Origin of the sequence: Anatilimnocola aggregata (genome assembly GCF_007747655.1) — a bacterium.
GTDB classification, from domain to species: Bacteria; Planctomycetota; Planctomycetia; order Pirellulales; family Pirellulaceae; genus Anatilimnocola; species Anatilimnocola aggregata.
In genome coordinates this window covers 1-15,144 of the sequence record NZ_CP036274.1, presented here as the reverse complement: position 1 = coordinate 15,144, position 15,144 = coordinate 1, and the positions used below count along the sequence as shown (strand labels likewise).

Below are 15,144 nucleotides of genomic sequence, written 5' to 3'. Positions count from 1 at the left end.
TGCCAAGGAGATCCTTAAATGACTTCCTCCACAGGTCCGCCGTCCGATGAAGATCGCGCGCGATGGCGATCCGTGCCGATTGCTGAACGGATCACGTTGGCGCAGAAGTTGATCGTGCTGCACCCACGGTTTCGCGATGCGGTCGGACTTCTGGAACGTTGTCATCGCTCGTTTGGTCAACCGAACGAACCGGCCTGCGGCGCTCTGCTCGGCACCTCAGGCGTCGGCAAGACGAGCGTCGTCGACCATTATTCGAAACTCCATCCCGGCGGTGAAACCGAAACGGGCCTGCGGCGGCCGGTACTGAAGGTCACGCTCCAACCGGAAGCCCGACCCAAGGGGATTGCCGCCGATCTGTTGCTCGCATTGGGCGATCCGGCTTGGTCGAGCGGCACGGTGCAGACGCTAACCAATCGGGCTGTCAAATTGCTCCACCGCTGCGGCGTCGAACTGATCGTCTTCGACGAATTCCATCACCTGTTCGATATCGACCGCGCCAAGGTGATGACCAAAGCGGCCCAGTGGCTCAAGGTGTTGATCGTCAACACGCGGATCCCGGTCGTAGTTTGCGGGATGCCGGAAGCCGAGCATGTCTTGCGGGCCGAGCATACCGAACGCCGCTTCAAAGAACGCCTGACGCTCCGCTGCTTCAACTGGCGCACGCCCGCCGGACGTCAAGAGTTCTGCGGGATGCTCAAGCGACTTGACGGCGTTCTGCCGTTAGCCGAATCCTCGGGACTGGCGGAGCCGGACATGGCGGGCCGACTGTTTCTGGCCTGTCGCGGCGTCTCGGATTACTTGATGACGCTCATGCGGAGCGGAGTAGCCGAGACGCTCGGCCGGGGTCAGGAACGAATCGAAGTGGCGGATCTCGCCCGCGTCTTTGCGCAAAAACTGGCCCTGCAGCGCGTCTTGGCCGAGCAAGCCAACCCGTTTATCGGCCCGCTCGATGCCGGAGCGCTCGATCGAGTGCAACCGGCCGATATCGCCCGAGGCCCGGGCATCGGCCTGACACCGCGGGCCACTCGGGCCAAACAGCGATCACTAACCGCGAACCAACTCTTGGGAGGTTCCTAAATGCATCTCCGTTCACTGCCGGTGCGGGAGTCGCCACTGCCGGGTGAATCGCTCACCAGTTTCGTGCGGCGGCATGTCGTGGGGATGGGTTATGAATCGATGGTGCGATTGTTGTCGCTGGTCGACGAGGTCGAACTACCGTCCCACCTCGACCATCTGGGCCGCGGTCCACCGCTTGGCGCTTTGTCGGGCCTGCTCGGTCGCCCGTCTTCGTTGTTGGCTGATCTGACAGTGCATCGATTTGCAGAATCTTTAGTCCTGCAACCACAGGGCGCACCGCCGGCCACGCTGTGCGATTCAAAAACCCTGCTGCGATTTTTTGATCCGGCTCATCCTCGGGTATGTCCCGAGTGCCTCAGAGAAGGCACGACCTATGAACGACTGCTCTGGTCATTCCGACCGCTGCCGATCTGCCTTGAGCATGGCGTGACGCTTCTCGACCGTTGTCCGGCCTGTGGTCGGCATGCACGACCGGCACGTCTTGACCTCGAAATCTGCCGTTGTGGTTTTCGACTGACCGAGACTGCTGCGATCATGATTGGATCGGGCGCTTTCTCCAGCGCCGCGCTGATTCAAACCTGTTTGCGGGGCGAACCGTTCGCAGCGCTCGATTTATCCCCGGCGGCCGCTTTGGCTTGGCTCGATCGATTGCGCTCCGCCGTCGCTCGGACGCCGTCGTGGATCGAGCGGACCCGCGAAACGTTCCAATTACCGGGTTCACTTTCCGCCGAATCGGTGGCATGGCTGGGGGCGGCGGAGTTTTTGGAAGTCGGTCCTGCTCGCTTGGCGGAGTTTCTCGACGTCTATCAAGGGATCGCCAAACACCGTTCGACGTCGACCGGCGTCAATCGGGCGTTCGGACATCTGTTGCGCGACGCCGAACGGCTGGAAAGCCTGGGTTACTCGGGTCCAGCCGACGCCTTGAGACAGTATTTACTAGGGCGCTACACGCACGGCCACCTGAGCGGCAAAACGACCTTGTTTCGCGAGGCGAGCCGGCGGCGGCAACTTCGCGCTCGAGAGTGGATCCCCCAAACAGCCGCCGCGCGGCAACTTGGAATCTGTGTGCCGACGCTCGCCCGGTTGGTTCGGCAGCAGGTCTTAGCGGGCCGCGTGCATCCGGCGGGTAAGCAAGGACGGACGGTCGGGCTCGTGTCTCGCGCGGCAGTCGTCGATTTACAGCGACGGCTGTCGACGGGATTCACGGTCACGCAGGCCGCGCAGCGTTTGGGCGTCGATCGACACCGAGTGCTGGAGTTGATTCAGGAGGAAGTCTTGGCGGGCGTCGTGCGCATCGCCCGCCGTTGGCGGATTCCGGCGGCAGCGGTCGAACATCTGTCGGCGACCGTGGCTCAGCTGCCGCCGTTACTGGATCGCACTTCCGAATGGCTTTCGCTGCGAGAGGCCACGCGGCGGTTCGGCGCCGGCCATCTCAATCTGGCGCGTATCGTTCGTCTGCTTTGCGCGGGCCGGTTATCGGCACGGCGCGAGCCGAATGAGACCAGCCTCCGGGGCGTGTACCTGCAATTGTCCGACCTGCGTTCATGCACTGAAGAAGCAACTGCTCAGCACTCGGTAACCGCCGGCTGGACGCTAAACCGCCTAGCCAAGTTGCTCTTTCCGGAGCAGCCCCTCAAGGACGTCGTCTTACGAAAATGGATGGGGGCCGGGTTGCTCCGCGGTAAGCGGCAGGCCAAGCAGTGGTGTATCGTAGACGAGGAGGTCGCCCGCTTCCGAACGACGTACTGCCTGGCCCAAGAAGCTTGCCGGATCCTCGGCATCAGTCGCTCCACACTCGCTCGCTGGGAGCGCGACGGGCGAATTGCTCCCGTCTACGGTAAACGGACGCACCGTGCGGCCGGAGCTTCTCTCTTTCGCCGCGCCGATTTATCGCGGCTGCTCGACCGCACGGCTGCGTAGCCTGCGGTCGTTTTCTTTGCCTCTTCTGACAAGGAGTTCGCATGGAACTCTGGATCGTGATTGCGCTGTTACTCATCGCGCTCGTGACGACGCTGTTGGTGCTCGTGCGGCAGATCCGTCTGCAACGCGCCTTGCGTCGTTTACTAGCGCGCTTACTCAACCTTTGGAGAACCCGTTATGCCGCCCATCGTCCGGTTCCCTCTGCTACTGCTCCTGACCCTGTCGGTCGGCTGTGACGACCGGGAGCAACAACTGCGCATTTGGCAACAAGAACAGGTAACGCAGATCCAACGACACGCCCAAGAAAATGCCGCCACGACGAATGCCCTGGTTGCCGCGGACGCCGAAAGCCGAAAGCAGTTTCTCGAGCTGGAACAAGATCTTCAGAACCAACGCAACGTGTTGGAGCAAGATCGGCAGGCGGTAGCCACGGCCCGGGAACGGGTACCGCTGCTCGCCGTTGCACTCCAGGGAACCAGTGCCGTACTGCTGGGAATCCTCGCGCTCGGCGTGACCGGTTATCTGCTTACGCGGGCGCAGAGCGACGACGGGGCCGTCGAACTGGAAGAGACGTTACTCATGGAGCTTTGCAGCGAGTCGATGTTGTTTCCCCCACTGCCATCGGCTGTATCCGGCCCCGTAGCGGCACTCACGGCTACGGACGACGTCGCGTCCTCCGCTTCTCTCACCACCAACCCCTCAGGAGACGTTCAGTGTCGCACATCGTGACGATCAAAACCGAAGTCCGTGATCCGGCGGCGATCCGGTTGGCCTGCGGTCGTTTGAATTTGGCGGATCCCGTGCATGGGACGGCCCGCTTGTTTTCGAGCGAAGCCACCGGCTGGCTCGTGCCGCTACGCCGTTGGCGCTATCCGCTCGTCTGTCAGACCGAAACCGGGCAACTCGCTTACGACAACTACCAAGGGGCTTGGGGCGAACCGGTCGAACTCGACCGTTTCCTCCAAGCCTACTCAATTGAAAAAACCCGGCTCGAAGCGAGAAAGCAGGGCCACCACGTCATCGAGCAGCCGCTCCCAGACGGCGCCGTCAAGCTCACGCTGCAAGTCGGAGGTGCCGCATGACGTCACCCGGATTTAAGACGATTGAAATCATCGTCAGCCCGACCGGGGCCACGACCGTCGTGACGCACGGTTTTACCGGTGCCGCCTGTCAGGAAGCGAGTCGCTTTCTCGAGCAGGCGCTCGGGGCGCGGCTCAGCGAACAGCGCACTTCGGCCTTCTACGAAGCTACACCAACGACCGCCGTCCTCGAACGGCAGGAAGGAGTGTGAGCCAATGCCCTCGTTGCAACTGGTGATCAACGTTTACGGCGGCCTCGTGCAGGAAGTCTTTTGTTCGGACCCCGAGATCGAAGTCCTGCTCGTCGACTGGGACGTCGAGCCGGCGGATGCCGAGCATCCATCCATCGTGCACGTCCCCGCGGACGATCGTCGCCCACAACTCGCTTATGTCGCACCGCTCGCCGTGCAAGCGCTCGACGCGCTGCAGGGAACACAAGTCGCCGCGGCCATCAATACGGCTGAACAGGCTGCGTGGTGAGCGACTGCGTGGTGACTTCAACTTTTCAAACGATCCATACAACCCTCAGGAACTTTTGGCATGACCTTAACTCAACGTCTGCGCGAACTGATCGACGCCTGCTTCACCGGCCTCTGGTTGCAGTCGCACGAACATGAAGATGCCCTGGCCGAGATCGCCCGTCTCTGTCGCGAGCAAGGCTGGCGACTCGCCCAGTGGGATGTCAGTAGCGGCCTCCAGCTCACTGGCACCGAAGCGACGACCGGCACTTCCGCCGGGCAAGATCCCTTGGCGGCCCTCCGGGCGTTACCTGCGCTGGCCGCACCCGAAACGACGGCGGTGCTCGTGCTGAAGAACTTTCACCGGTTTCTCAACAGTGCCGAGATCGTGCAAACGCTCGTTCAGCAGTTGATCGCCGGTAAACAGTCCCGGACGTTCGTGATCATCTTGTCGCCGGTCGTACAGATCCCGGTGGAACTGGAAAAACTCATCCTCGTGGTGGAACACGAGTTGCCGAGTCGTGAGCAACTTCACGAACTGGCCCGTGGCGTGGCAACCGAACCAAGCGAAATGCCCACCGGTCCCCAACTCGATGCGCTCCTCGATGCGGCAGGCGGCTTGACCCGTTATGAGGCGGAAGCGGCCTATAGTCTTTCGCTCGTGCGGCACGGTCGATTGCTGCCCGATGCGTTGTGGCAGATCAAGAGCAGCCTGCTCAAGCAGAGCGGCCTGCTGCAACTCCATCGGGGCGGCGAAACGTTCGAGCAACTCGGCGGACTGGAGGCGATCAAAGCCTTCTGCCGGCGGGCGTTGCGCCCCGGCATGCGTCCGGCCAACGTCCGGCCGCGCGGGATTCTGCTCTTGGGCATTCCCGGTACCGGTAAATCGGCGTTGGCCAAAGCGCTCGGCAATGAAACCGGCCGTCCCACGCTGACGCTCGACGTCGGCACGCTCATGGGTGGCATCGTCGGACAGACCGAGAGCAACATTCGCCAGGCGCTGCAAATCGCCGATGCCATGGCTCCCTGCGTTCTCTTTCTGGATGAAGTGGAAAAAGGCCTGAGCGGAGTCGCGAGTTCGGGCCAAACCGACAGCGGCGTATCGGCCCGACTCTTCTCGACCTTCTTAACCTGGCTCAACGACCACACCAGCGACGTGTTCGTGATCGCCACCTGCAACGACATCTCGAAACTGCCGCCGGAGTTCTCACGAAGTGAACGGTTCGACGCGGTGTACTTCCTGGACCTGCCGAGCGCCGTCGAGAAGCAAGCGATCTGGAACCTCTATCGGCAACTCTTTGCGCTCGATCCCGAGCAGCGACTGCCGACTGACGAATCCTGGACCGGCGCGGAGATTCGCGCCTGTTGCCGTTTGGCCGCGCTGTTGGATCTGCCGCTCGTCGAATCGGCCAAGAACATCGTCCCCGTGGCCGTAACGGCCGCCGAATCGGTTGAGCGTTTGCGCAACTGGGCTGCCGGACGCTGTCTTGATGCGACGCACAGCGGAGTCTACCAACGGGCCACGCCGAAAGTCGGCAAGACCGCGCGCCGCGTCACACGCGATCCGTCCCGCAACTAGTTATGGAGTAGCTCGATGCGACTCGCTACCGAACTGTCGCCGGCCGAACTCGCGGCGATCGTTAACTCGCTGCAGCAGGCGCTGTATCTCGACTTCGCTGACCGGAACCAAAAAGTCTGGAATCCCGACAAGTCGTGGGACGGCGCCGACGTCTGTGACCAATTGAGTTTACTGCTGGCCGACCACGGCCTGGTGCCGCAATCGGTCACGGTCATTCCACCCGACCCTCCTCCTCATTCTCCGGAGAAACCTCATGATCTCGACGACTCAGGATCGTCCCGCCGCGCGGCGCACCGTCGATCCCGCCGCCCGCCTGCGTAACTCGATGGCTGCGGTCCGCGTTAGCCTCAGCGGTTTGGGAACCCACAAGACGCTGACCCCGGAACAAAAGTCCGAGGCCGCCGATCCCTTTGACGCCAGCGGTCAGTTCCTGGCCGCCAGCAAGAAACTGCTCGATACCAAGCATCCGGCCTTTCGCGCCGTGACCGGCGTCCGGGGCCGGATCATTCAGTATTGGAAGGGAATGACGCTCCCTTATCCCGAACCGGGCGTGCGCTTGATCCGCCTCGATCAGATCGACGCCTTCAACCGGCGTCTGAGTGAACTGCGCGACGAACTGGAGGAAGCGGTCGAACAACTCGATCGGCATTACGCCGAACTGCAGTCCGCCGCCCGCACTCGACTCGGTCGCTTATTCAACGCCCAAGACTATCCGCCGTCGCTACGAAACCTGTTCGCCGTCGACTGGGATTATCCCTCGGTCGAGCCGCCGAGTTACTTGCAGCAAGTCAATCCGGAACTCTACGAGCAAGAATGCCGTCGGGTGGCCGCACGATTCGATGAAGCACTGCAATTGACCGAGCAGGCGTTTTGCGACGAATTGAGCCAGCTCATCGTCCACTTAAACGACCGTCTCAGCGGCGTGACGGACGGCAAGCCGAAAGTCTTTCGCGATTCGGCCGTGACCAACCTGGTCGAGTTCTTTGCCCGGTTTCGCAATCTCAACGTCCGTTCCAACGAGCAGTTGGATGAACTGGTCTCGCAGGCCCAGCAAATCGTCCAAGGACTCCAGCCGCAAGCCTTGCGCGAGAATCGCATCCTCCGGCAAACGGTCGCCGGCGAGTTGGCCGACTTACGAACCTCGCTCGATACGCTGCTCGTCGATCGGCCGCGGCGCAATATCGTGCGTCGCGCCCCGGCTTTGCAGGAGGCCGCCTGATGCAACTTGTCGTGACCGCCGACGGCGACCTCCGCTTCATCTATGCCGAAACGGTCGACCTCCGCAGTCTGGGACCGACCGTGATCCGCCGCGGATCGTACGTTGAACCGGATACAGCGGGCAATTGGCTCGTCGATCTCGGGCCGGTCGACGGTCCCCGACTCGGACCGTTCGTCAAACGGAGTGAGGCCCTCGAAGCCGAAGTTGCCTGGTTGCAGGAGTACTGGTTGATTCGGTCGGAGCCGTCGAAGTAACGATCGAACGCTGAACGAACTTTTGAATGTCTGTTGTCAGGCCTCCGCGCGGTGCGGGGGCCTTTTTTGTTGCGCTTTGTCTTCCCCAACGGAAAGAAATGCCATGACCCAGGCTGAACTGAACCGAGCCGTCGCCCGTGCGACCGGCGAATCGATTCGCGAGATCGCTCGTCGCGGTTTCGTACTGCTGACCCCCGTCCCGGTCGAACGAGAACCGCTCGTCGTCGACTGGGATCGGCTCGACGCCGAGCGTTGCACCTCGTTCTTCGAGCAACGCCCGGCCGAACGGGCAGCCTGAACGGCCGCAGGTGACCGATCCTCAATTACCCCAGGAGAGTCTGCTTGATTACCTTCTCGCGCCGCTTGGCTCGTCGCGTACGAGCCGTGTTTCGCCGCGCGTTGCGACCGTCGCCGAGGGAGACTTCTCCCTCGGTGGCGATCGTCGCCACGCCCCGCACCTTTCGCTTCACCGCCCGCAACGCCCGCATCGCCGTGGCTTACGAAGAAGCCGGACGCTTTGCGCCGGCCGAACTGGCCGTGCCGCTGAGCTTCTTCGACGATTGCGCCGGGAGTCGCACCGACCTCGTCCAACTTACCCCCGCCGAATCCAATGCGCTCATCGCGCGATGGGACGACGACGGCGTTCAGCAATTGCTCGTCGTCGAACAACGGCCTTTGCCGAAGTCGACGGATTTCCCGTCACTGCCCGAGCAACTGACAAAAAATCCGCCGCGCCTGATGACCGCCTTGCGAGATGCCGCGGAGACCACGGATGCGACGTCCTTGCGCTACGCGCTGGGCTGTATACAGATCCGCGGCAAGCGAGGTGAGATTGCCGCAACCGACGGGCGGCAGTTGCTGCTGCAGCGCGGATTTGAGTTCCCGTTCGAAGACGACCTCTTGATCGGCCGCCACCACGTCTTTCAGGCGAGCGAGTTACTCGCCGCCGACCACGTCGCCGTGGGATTGCACGACGGCTGGTTCACGCTGAGAGCCGGGAATTGGACGGTGCAGATCAAGGTCGAGTCCGAAGGGCGCTTCCCGCGCGTCGACGACATTATTCCGCCCGTCCTACGATCGGTCGCCAGTTGCCGGATCTCGCCCGCCGACGGCCGGCGCTTGGTGCGTTCGTTAACGTTGTTGCCGAGCGACGACGAGCAAGATTCGCCGGTGACCATCGATCTCAACGGGCATTTTGCCGTTCGGGCCCGATCGCCTCGCTTCGCAACACCGGTCGAAGTGACGCTCACCGGGCATCAGCCTCAGGGCGAACCGCTCCGCGTGGCCGTGAATCGTCGTTATCTGGAGCGGGTCGGTAAACTCGGGCTCGGTGAACTCCACCTGTTCGGGCGTAATGCGGTTCTCCATGCCCGTGACGAACAGCGTTCCTATATCTGGATGCCGCTGGCGGCGAGCGCCATCGTCCCGCCCGTTCCAGCCGATCCGGCGCTGACCCGCGCAGCCGCCTGAACGCGGGATCCCCAACTTTCACTTACAGGAGACCACATTTCCCATGGATACTCTGATCGTACTGGGTATTCTCGGCTGGCTCGGCGTCTGGTGTTACACCAAAGGCAAGCACATCGGGAGCGTCAAAGGCTACCACGTCGGTCGCTCGCGACGCCGCCGCTGATCATTCGAACCGCCGAAGCAAGATAAGAAACTCCTCCCCGCGCCCGGTGTCCCGGGCGCGGGGAGGGTTGATTTTTCTTTAGCTATCAGAGACTTACGGCGAGTGAGGTCGGGAAATTGGCGTGAATCAACGGCGCGAGCCGAGCGCCAGATGATTTCCTTGACAAACTTTATGTCTCAACGTGACAAACTTTGTGTCCGTTTTGACAAACTTTATGTCCGACACCATTCTGTAATCTTACACGTCCAGGTTTCGCACTTCCAGCGCGTGGCGTTCGATGAACTCACGGCGGGGTTCGACCTTCTCGCCCATGAGGACGCGGAACATGTCGTCGGCCGAACCAGCGTCACGCATGCTGACTTTGAGCAGCGTGCGGTTGGCAGGATCAAGCGTGGTCTCGCGGAGTTCTTCCGCGTTCATTTCGCCCAGACCCTTAAACCGCGTGACCGTGAGCCCCTTTTGGCCCAGGTCTCGCACCGCACCAACTAGCGTGCGTAAGTCTTGCAGGTCCGTCTCATGATCGCCTCGCCTGAGTACGTAGCGGGCTTCGTCGCTGCCTGTTCGCTCTTGCGGAATAAGCACGTCGATCTCGAAGCCAAAAGCCCGTTTGAGTTCTGCGAGCCCCGAGTTGATCGTGCGCACTTCGTGCAACTCGGTGATGTGCAACTGCGAACTGGGTTTGCCGTTGCCAGCTTCGACAACAGCCGATTCATCGACAGCCAGTTCCTTGCCGGCGACTTTCTCTTGTTCCGATTTGAACTGATCGAGTTCACTCGCGCTGACGAACCACTTGTCGTGGACGCCAAGAAAAACGTGATAGTAGGGTAACCGCCCTTCGGAGTCTTTCCGCTGGGCATGCGCCCGCAAGCTGATGCCGCGACGTTCGAGCGCGATGATGGCTTCGTCCATGTCGGCCAGCGTGGTGCAGAGCTTGGTCATGTCGGCCCCGCTGATGATCTTGCCATCGCGAAGGTCGAGTTCGCAGTCCGAGAGCCCCTTGTTGAGCAGTTGGGACTTCATCTCTTCTTCGGTCTGAACGTAGTACGTGTCCTTCTTGCTCTTCACGCGGAAGAGCGGAGGCTGGGCAACGTAGACGTGGCCGCCGGTAATGAGTTGATACATCTGGCGGTAGAAGAAGCAGAGGAGCAACGTGCGAATGTGCGAGCCATCGACGTCGGCATCGGTCATGATGATGACCTTGTTGTACCGCCGGCGAGACAGATCCTGCTCCATGCCGATGCCAGCCCCGATGGCCTGAATCATGCTCTGCACTTCTTCGTTGGCAAGCACTTTGTCTTCACGCGATTTGTATGCGTTGATGATCTTACCTCGCAGCGGCAAGATCGCCTGGAAATCTCGCAGGCGGCCACCTTCGGCCGAGCCACCGGCCGAATCACCTTCGACCAAGTACAACTCGCACTCTTCCATCTTCTTACTGAGGCAGTCGCGCAACTTGCCCGGCAAGCCGCCGCCCGAGAGCGCATTCTTGCGGACGCGGATCGCTTCTTTCGCCTTACGAGCTGCTTCGCGCGCTTCCGCAGCGAGGGTCGCCTTCTTCAGAATCGTTTTGGCGACCTTCGGGTTCTCTTCTAGAAACTTGCTGAAATACTCGCCGAACGACGCATTGATGATCCCTTCGACTTCGGCATTGAGCAGGCGGTTCTTGGTTTGCGATTGAAACTGCGGATGCGGCACGCGCACCGCAATCACGACCGTCAACCCTTCGCGAAAATCTTCGCCGCTGACGGTGACATCCTTGAACATGTCTTCTTTTTTGCCGTACGCATTCAACGTCCTGGTGAGTGCTGTCCGGAAACCGACCACGTGCGTGCCACCGTCCGGAGTGTGAATGTTGTTGACGTAAGCATGCAGGTTTTCGGTGTACTCGTTGACGTACTGCAGGGCAATTTCGAACTGCACGCCTTCGCTTTCGCCGCTGACATACACCGGTTCGTTGTGAATGGCCTCGGTGGCGCGATTCAAGTACTCGACGTATTCGACAATGCCCCGCTCGTAATGGAACTCTTCGGTCTGACCATTCCGCTCGTCATGAAACTTGATGCGCACGCCGTTGTTGAGGAACGCCAAATCTCGCAGGCGCTTCTGCAACTTGTCGAACTGGAACTTGGTGGTGGTGAAGATCGTACCGTCCGGCTTGAAGCTCACCTTGGTGCCACGCTTGCTGGTCGCACCCATGCGGCGAGCTTCGCCCTGCGGCACGCCTCGCTCAAACTCCTGCTGATACATGTGGCCGTTGCGAAAGACCTGCACCTCGCACCATTGCGAGAGAAAGTTCACCGCCTTGATGCCGATGCCGTGCAACCCACCCGAAGTCTTATAGCTCTTTTTATCGAACTTGCCGCCCGCCTTCAGGTTCGTCATTACCACTTCGAGCGCGGTGACTTCCCGGCCCTGCTTGACCGATTCTTCTTCATGACGATCGACGGGAATACCGCGGCCGTCATCCTCGACGCTGCAAGAACCGTCGTTGCGAATCGTGACGAGGACGTTCTTGGCATGACCGGCCATTACTTCGTCGATGGAATTATCGACGAGCTCATAAACCAGATGATGCAGCCCTTGCTCATCGATATTGCCGACGTACATTCCGGGCCGTAGGCGCACGTGATCGACGTCGGACAAGTGCTGAATCGACTCGGAATCGTAATCGTCTTTTCCAGCGGGATTCGGATCTTGATTGGCTTCAGACATGGTATTTGTTGCACTTCCCAAACCGCCGAAGCGGTGATTACTGACTACTTCACTGGACCTACACGGAACTTGATATCACGAATCTTCTCTTGCATCTGGCTGGTCGCGGCGGCTTGAGCGAGCGACTTCACCAGCTTGGCTTTGACGAACGTCAACTCTTGCAGAATCGCCGAGTTGCCGACGAACACCTCCAGGACACCCCGCTTCACCTGCCCTGCTTTGGTTTGCGAACTGAATCGCTCACCGACAGCTTGATTCCAAACGGCATCGAGCGAAGCAGCTTGCTGCACGTTGGCATAGCCGCGCTTGACGAGGAGTTGCCCGACGACATCCCCCATCTTTTTCGCAGCGGCAACAGGGACCCGCCGCCGCTTGTAGTCGTCCTGCAGATAACGTTCTTCTTCGGTTGGTTTTTTCATTCATTCATCCATGAATGCGCGTGTCAGAACGGGCACAGATTGATTCTTTAGCGATCGCGCGAGAGGGGCATCACGACATACCCGTAACGGTCGTCGTCAGCCAGGAAGACCGCAGCGGTCTCGCTGTTTTCGATCTCGAGCGTGATGTTCGTTTCGGGACTCAAAACCTTCAAAAAGTCGGAGACAAAACGGTGATCGAGCGTGACGACGATTGGCGGTCCGTCGTAAGCGATCGGCAGTTCGACTTGAGCCTGGCCGATATCCGCCGTTGACGATAACAGCGTGAGCGTGCCGGGCTGAAAGCTGAAGTCGATGCCGCGGCTATCGTTGTTGGTCACCACCGCGGCCTGACGCAAGCAGGCGTGCAACGGACCGACCGTGAGCGGAATCCGCTGCATGTCGCGACGATTAGGAAACACATCGCGCCAGCGTGGAAAGCGCCCTTCAACCAGCCGCGAATAGAACGTCGCGCGCGGTGTACGCAGCAGCACATCGTTGCCACGGGCTGCCAGGTGGACTTCGCCATCGGAGTCTTGCACCGAGCGATTGAAGAGCCGCATCGACTGCGTCCGGATGATCGTCATCGTATCACCGGTCTTATGACCACCGACCGAAGACGCTGGGCCTTCCATGCGCGACAACCGGCGACCGTCAGTCCCCACGGCGATGATTTTATTCTCGTCGAGTTCGACCAGCACGCCGCCCAACGCATACCGGCTGCTTTCCAGATCGGTTGCGAACTCAGTGCGCGAGATGATCTGGCGGAACAATGGTGCCGCGATGACGTGATATTTCTCTTCCGTAAACTTAGCAACTTCCGGAAACTCTTCCGGATCGTTGCTCGGAAGTTTGAACTCGCTCCGTTCACCGCGGACGATCGTCCCGCGCGAGGTCGATTCTATCGCCAGAAACTCGTCGCTATTCTCTCGCAAGAGCGCGCCGACGTGACCGACCGGCAACACGATGCTCCCAGGAGTTTCCACTTCCACACCTTCGACTGCCACCCGCACGCCTACTTCCATGTCGGTCGCCGAGAAGGTCACTCCCGCGGCATCCACATCGAGCTTGACGTTCTGCAGAATTTCCTTCGGGCTGCGAGCAGGAGCAAACAAAGCTGCGGTTTGAAACGAGCTGAGTAACTTCTCGCGGTTACAACGAATCTTCACTGGCTGTCCTTTCAACGTCTCCGGTCGAAGCAGCTTCACTGCTGACCATGTCTGGTTTCTTGGTTCTTGTATTTAAAGATTTAAGTATCTGGTAGTAGTAGAAAAGCGAGCCGCGCGGCAGTCGATAACTTGACTGCCTACATGTGTAACAACAGACTCAGCCGCGACTTGAGCCGCTAAAGGCAACCAAAGCATGCCGTTGAAAACCCGTCGCTCGACTGTCGGCCAATTGTGGGTAGCTGCTCGAGCCTGTCGATGAGTTGCCGATGACAAAAATTGTGTTATCCCAGCGCAACAAGCGCGACCACAGCTGTCGACAACCATCGACAGGTTTTGCAATGCATGAGCCAGAAACGTCAGCGCCCGGAGATTTCGCCCAGCGAGAACAGAACGAACTCTGGGCGCTAACGTTTCCGGCTCAGGAGGAAAAATCGTGCAGCTAGCTTGAACTACGAAGTTCATCGATGCACCTCGGTCGCGGTCAATTGCTGCCGCAGATGTTCGACGTGCTGACGAAGTTCAGGATCGAGGTCGATGAGTTCGACGATTTTGCGGGCTGAATGGAGGATGGTCGTGTGATCGCGTTTGCCGAGCAGTTCGCCAATTGTGGCGAAGCTGGCCGAAGTAAGTTGCCGAGCCAGGTGCACCACTACGCCGCGAGCCATCACCAGGTTCCGCTGACGGCAATCGCCCTTGAGGGCACTGAGCGAGATCTCAAAGTGCTTGGCCACGGTCGTCACAATCTGACGCAAGGTAGCTTTCTCGTCAGGCAGATGATCGGCCAGCAGTTCGTCGACCAGCGCTTCATCAATCGGTCGCTTGTTCGTCGACGAGAGATGAGCCAGCTGCAAGAGTGCATGCCGGAGCGAAGCCGCAGTCAAAAACGCGGGCGTGGAGTTGGTCCGTTGCACCAAACGTTCGCGGGCATCGGTCGATAACGTCAGCTGTTCACGTTCTGCATAATGAGCGAGCAGTGCGGCGCGGGTGGCCTGTTCGGGAGGCAACAGTGGCACACACAAGCCGGCCGAGAGGCGACTGATCACGCCGGGCGAAAGACCAGCTGTTTCGACGGGCAAGGTCTTCATCGTGACCACCACGAGCGAACCACGCCGCAACCATCCGTCCAGCCGATTCTGCAATTCTTCCAATGGTGCAGCCCGATTGGCCAGGCGTTGCAGTTCGTCAATCAGCACAATATCGGCCCGGCCCATCCGACTGCGATATTCGGCCACTGAATCGGTTTCGAGCGCATGACTGGCAGCCCGGGCAAAGTCGGCACCTGTCGTGCGAAAAACGTTCGTCGTTTGCAGATGCTGAGCCCGCAGGTCGACGAGCAGCATTGCCAGGCTCGTCTTGCCGGTGCCACTGCTGCCGCAAAACACCAGCGGATTGAACGCGGGCTGCGGTTCGTGAACGAGCGTTTCTAGCCGGCGAACAATCCCGTTCTCGGGACCAAATAACAGCGGTTCGGCAGCCGTCCCACTCGCACGAGCGCGCGAGGCGGTACCAGCAGCTGAAGATGCTGTTCCAGTAGCCGATTGCGAGGCGAGAGTGAAAGTGCCGCTGATCACCAAACCGTCCGTGCAGGCCAAAAACGGCCCGAAAAAAGCAGCCGCAGAGGGGCTCAA

Annotated in this window: 17 protein-coding genes; 13 read left to right on the top strand and 4 right to left on the bottom strand. The window is 60.3% G+C overall.

Going from position 1 to position 15,144, the window contains the following annotated elements; translation table 11 throughout:
- Nucleotides 1–18: 18 nt before the first annotated feature.
- The 13 genes from ETAA8_RS00080 to ETAA8_RS00025 all read left to right on the top strand — a co-directional run bounded on the left by ETAA8_RS00080 (nt 19) and on the right by ETAA8_RS00025 (nt 9,056).
- Complete coding sequence (locus ETAA8_RS00080) at nt 19–1,077, top strand: TniB family NTP-binding protein (protein WP_145083064.1); 1,059 nt, start codon at nt 19–21, stop codon at nt 1,075–1,077.
- A complete protein-coding gene (locus tag ETAA8_RS00075; RefSeq protein ID WP_145083061.1) occupies nt 1,078–2,997 on the top strand; it encodes a helix-turn-helix domain-containing protein in 1,920 nt (639 codons plus the stop codon).
- Nucleotides 2,998–3,038: 41 nt separating this feature from the next.
- The gene (locus ETAA8_RS34250) at nt 3,039–3,233 is read left to right on the top strand and encodes a hypothetical protein (RefSeq protein ID WP_202921447.1); all 195 of its coding nucleotides are present in this window, start codon (nt 3,039–3,041) and stop codon (nt 3,231–3,233) included.
- A complete protein-coding gene (locus tag ETAA8_RS00070) occupies nt 3,175–3,726 on the top strand; it encodes a hypothetical protein (RefSeq protein ID WP_145083058.1) in 552 nt (183 codons plus the stop codon). Before ETAA8_RS34250 ends, ETAA8_RS00070 begins: the two co-directional genes overlap by 59 nt.
- Nucleotides 3,711–4,079 carry a DUF1257 domain-containing protein gene (locus ETAA8_RS00065; protein WP_145083055.1) on the top strand — a complete coding sequence of 123 codons (369 nt, stop codon included), beginning with the start codon at nt 3,711–3,713 and terminating at the stop codon, nt 4,077–4,079. The genes ETAA8_RS00070 and ETAA8_RS00065 overlap by 16 nt, the downstream gene beginning before the upstream one ends.
- A complete protein-coding gene (locus tag ETAA8_RS00060; protein WP_145083052.1) occupies nt 4,076–4,288 on the top strand; it encodes a DUF2997 domain-containing protein in 213 nt (70 codons plus the stop codon). Before ETAA8_RS00065 ends, ETAA8_RS00060 begins: the two co-directional genes overlap by 4 nt.
- Nucleotides 4,289–4,292: 4 nt before the next feature.
- Nucleotides 4,293–4,556 carry a hypothetical protein gene (locus ETAA8_RS00055; protein WP_145083049.1) on the top strand — a complete coding sequence of 88 codons (264 nt, stop codon included), beginning with the start codon at nt 4,293–4,295 and terminating at the stop codon, nt 4,554–4,556.
- Between the two features lie 60 nt (nt 4,557–4,616).
- Nucleotides 4,617–6,113 (top strand): AAA family ATPase, encoded by a 1,497-nt coding sequence (locus tag ETAA8_RS00050; protein WP_145083046.1) that lies wholly within the window; start codon nt 4,617–4,619, stop codon nt 6,111–6,113.
- A gap of 15 nt (nt 6,114–6,128) precedes the next feature.
- A complete protein-coding gene (locus ETAA8_RS00045; RefSeq protein WP_145083043.1) occupies nt 6,129–6,434 on the top strand; it encodes a hypothetical protein in 306 nt (101 codons plus the stop codon).
- Nucleotides 6,367–7,332, top strand: a complete 966-nt coding sequence (locus tag ETAA8_RS00040; RefSeq protein ID WP_145083040.1) for a hypothetical protein — start codon at nt 6,367–6,369, stop codon at nt 7,330–7,332. Before ETAA8_RS00045 ends, ETAA8_RS00040 begins: the two co-directional genes overlap by 68 nt.
- Nucleotides 7,332–7,586: a hypothetical protein gene (locus tag ETAA8_RS00035; protein WP_145083039.1), complete on the top strand. Its 255-nt coding sequence runs from the start codon at nt 7,332–7,334 to the stop codon at nt 7,584–7,586. Before ETAA8_RS00040 ends, ETAA8_RS00035 begins: the two co-directional genes overlap by 1 nt.
- A 103-nt stretch (nt 7,587–7,689) precedes the next feature.
- A complete protein-coding gene (locus ETAA8_RS00030; RefSeq protein WP_145083037.1) occupies nt 7,690–7,884 on the top strand; it encodes a hypothetical protein in 195 nt (64 codons plus the stop codon).
- A 44-nt stretch (nt 7,885–7,928) separates the two neighbouring features.
- The gene (locus ETAA8_RS00025) at nt 7,929–9,056 is read left to right on the top strand and encodes a hypothetical protein (protein ID WP_145083035.1); all 1,128 of its coding nucleotides are present in this window, start codon (nt 7,929–7,931) and stop codon (nt 9,054–9,056) included.
- Nucleotides 9,057–9,456: 400 nt separating this feature from the next.
- On the opposite strand, the gene ETAA8_RS00020 is transcribed toward ETAA8_RS00025, so the two are convergent.
- The 4 genes from ETAA8_RS00020 to ETAA8_RS34245 all read right to left on the bottom strand — a co-directional run bounded on the left by ETAA8_RS00020 (nt 9,457) and on the right by ETAA8_RS34245 (nt 15,144).
- The gene (locus ETAA8_RS00020) at nt 9,457–11,931 is read right to left on the bottom strand and encodes a DNA gyrase subunit B (protein WP_145083033.1); all 2,475 of its coding nucleotides are present in this window, start codon (nt 11,929–11,931) and stop codon (nt 9,457–9,459) included.
- 44 nt (nt 11,932–11,975) lie between these two features.
- Complete coding sequence (locus tag ETAA8_RS00015; RefSeq protein ID WP_145083031.1) at nt 11,976–12,350, bottom strand: DUF721 domain-containing protein; 375 nt, start codon at nt 12,348–12,350, stop codon at nt 11,976–11,978.
- 47 nt (nt 12,351–12,397) lie between these two features.
- Nucleotides 12,398–13,516, bottom strand: a complete 1,119-nt coding sequence (dnaN, locus tag ETAA8_RS00010) for a DNA polymerase III subunit beta (protein ID WP_145083030.1) — start codon at nt 13,514–13,516, stop codon at nt 12,398–12,400.
- A 458-nt stretch (nt 13,517–13,974) separates the two neighbouring features.
- Nucleotides 13,975–15,144 carry a helix-turn-helix domain-containing protein gene (locus ETAA8_RS34245; RefSeq protein ID WP_202921446.1) on the bottom strand — a complete coding sequence of 390 codons (1,170 nt, stop codon included), beginning with the start codon at nt 15,142–15,144 and terminating at the stop codon, nt 13,975–13,977.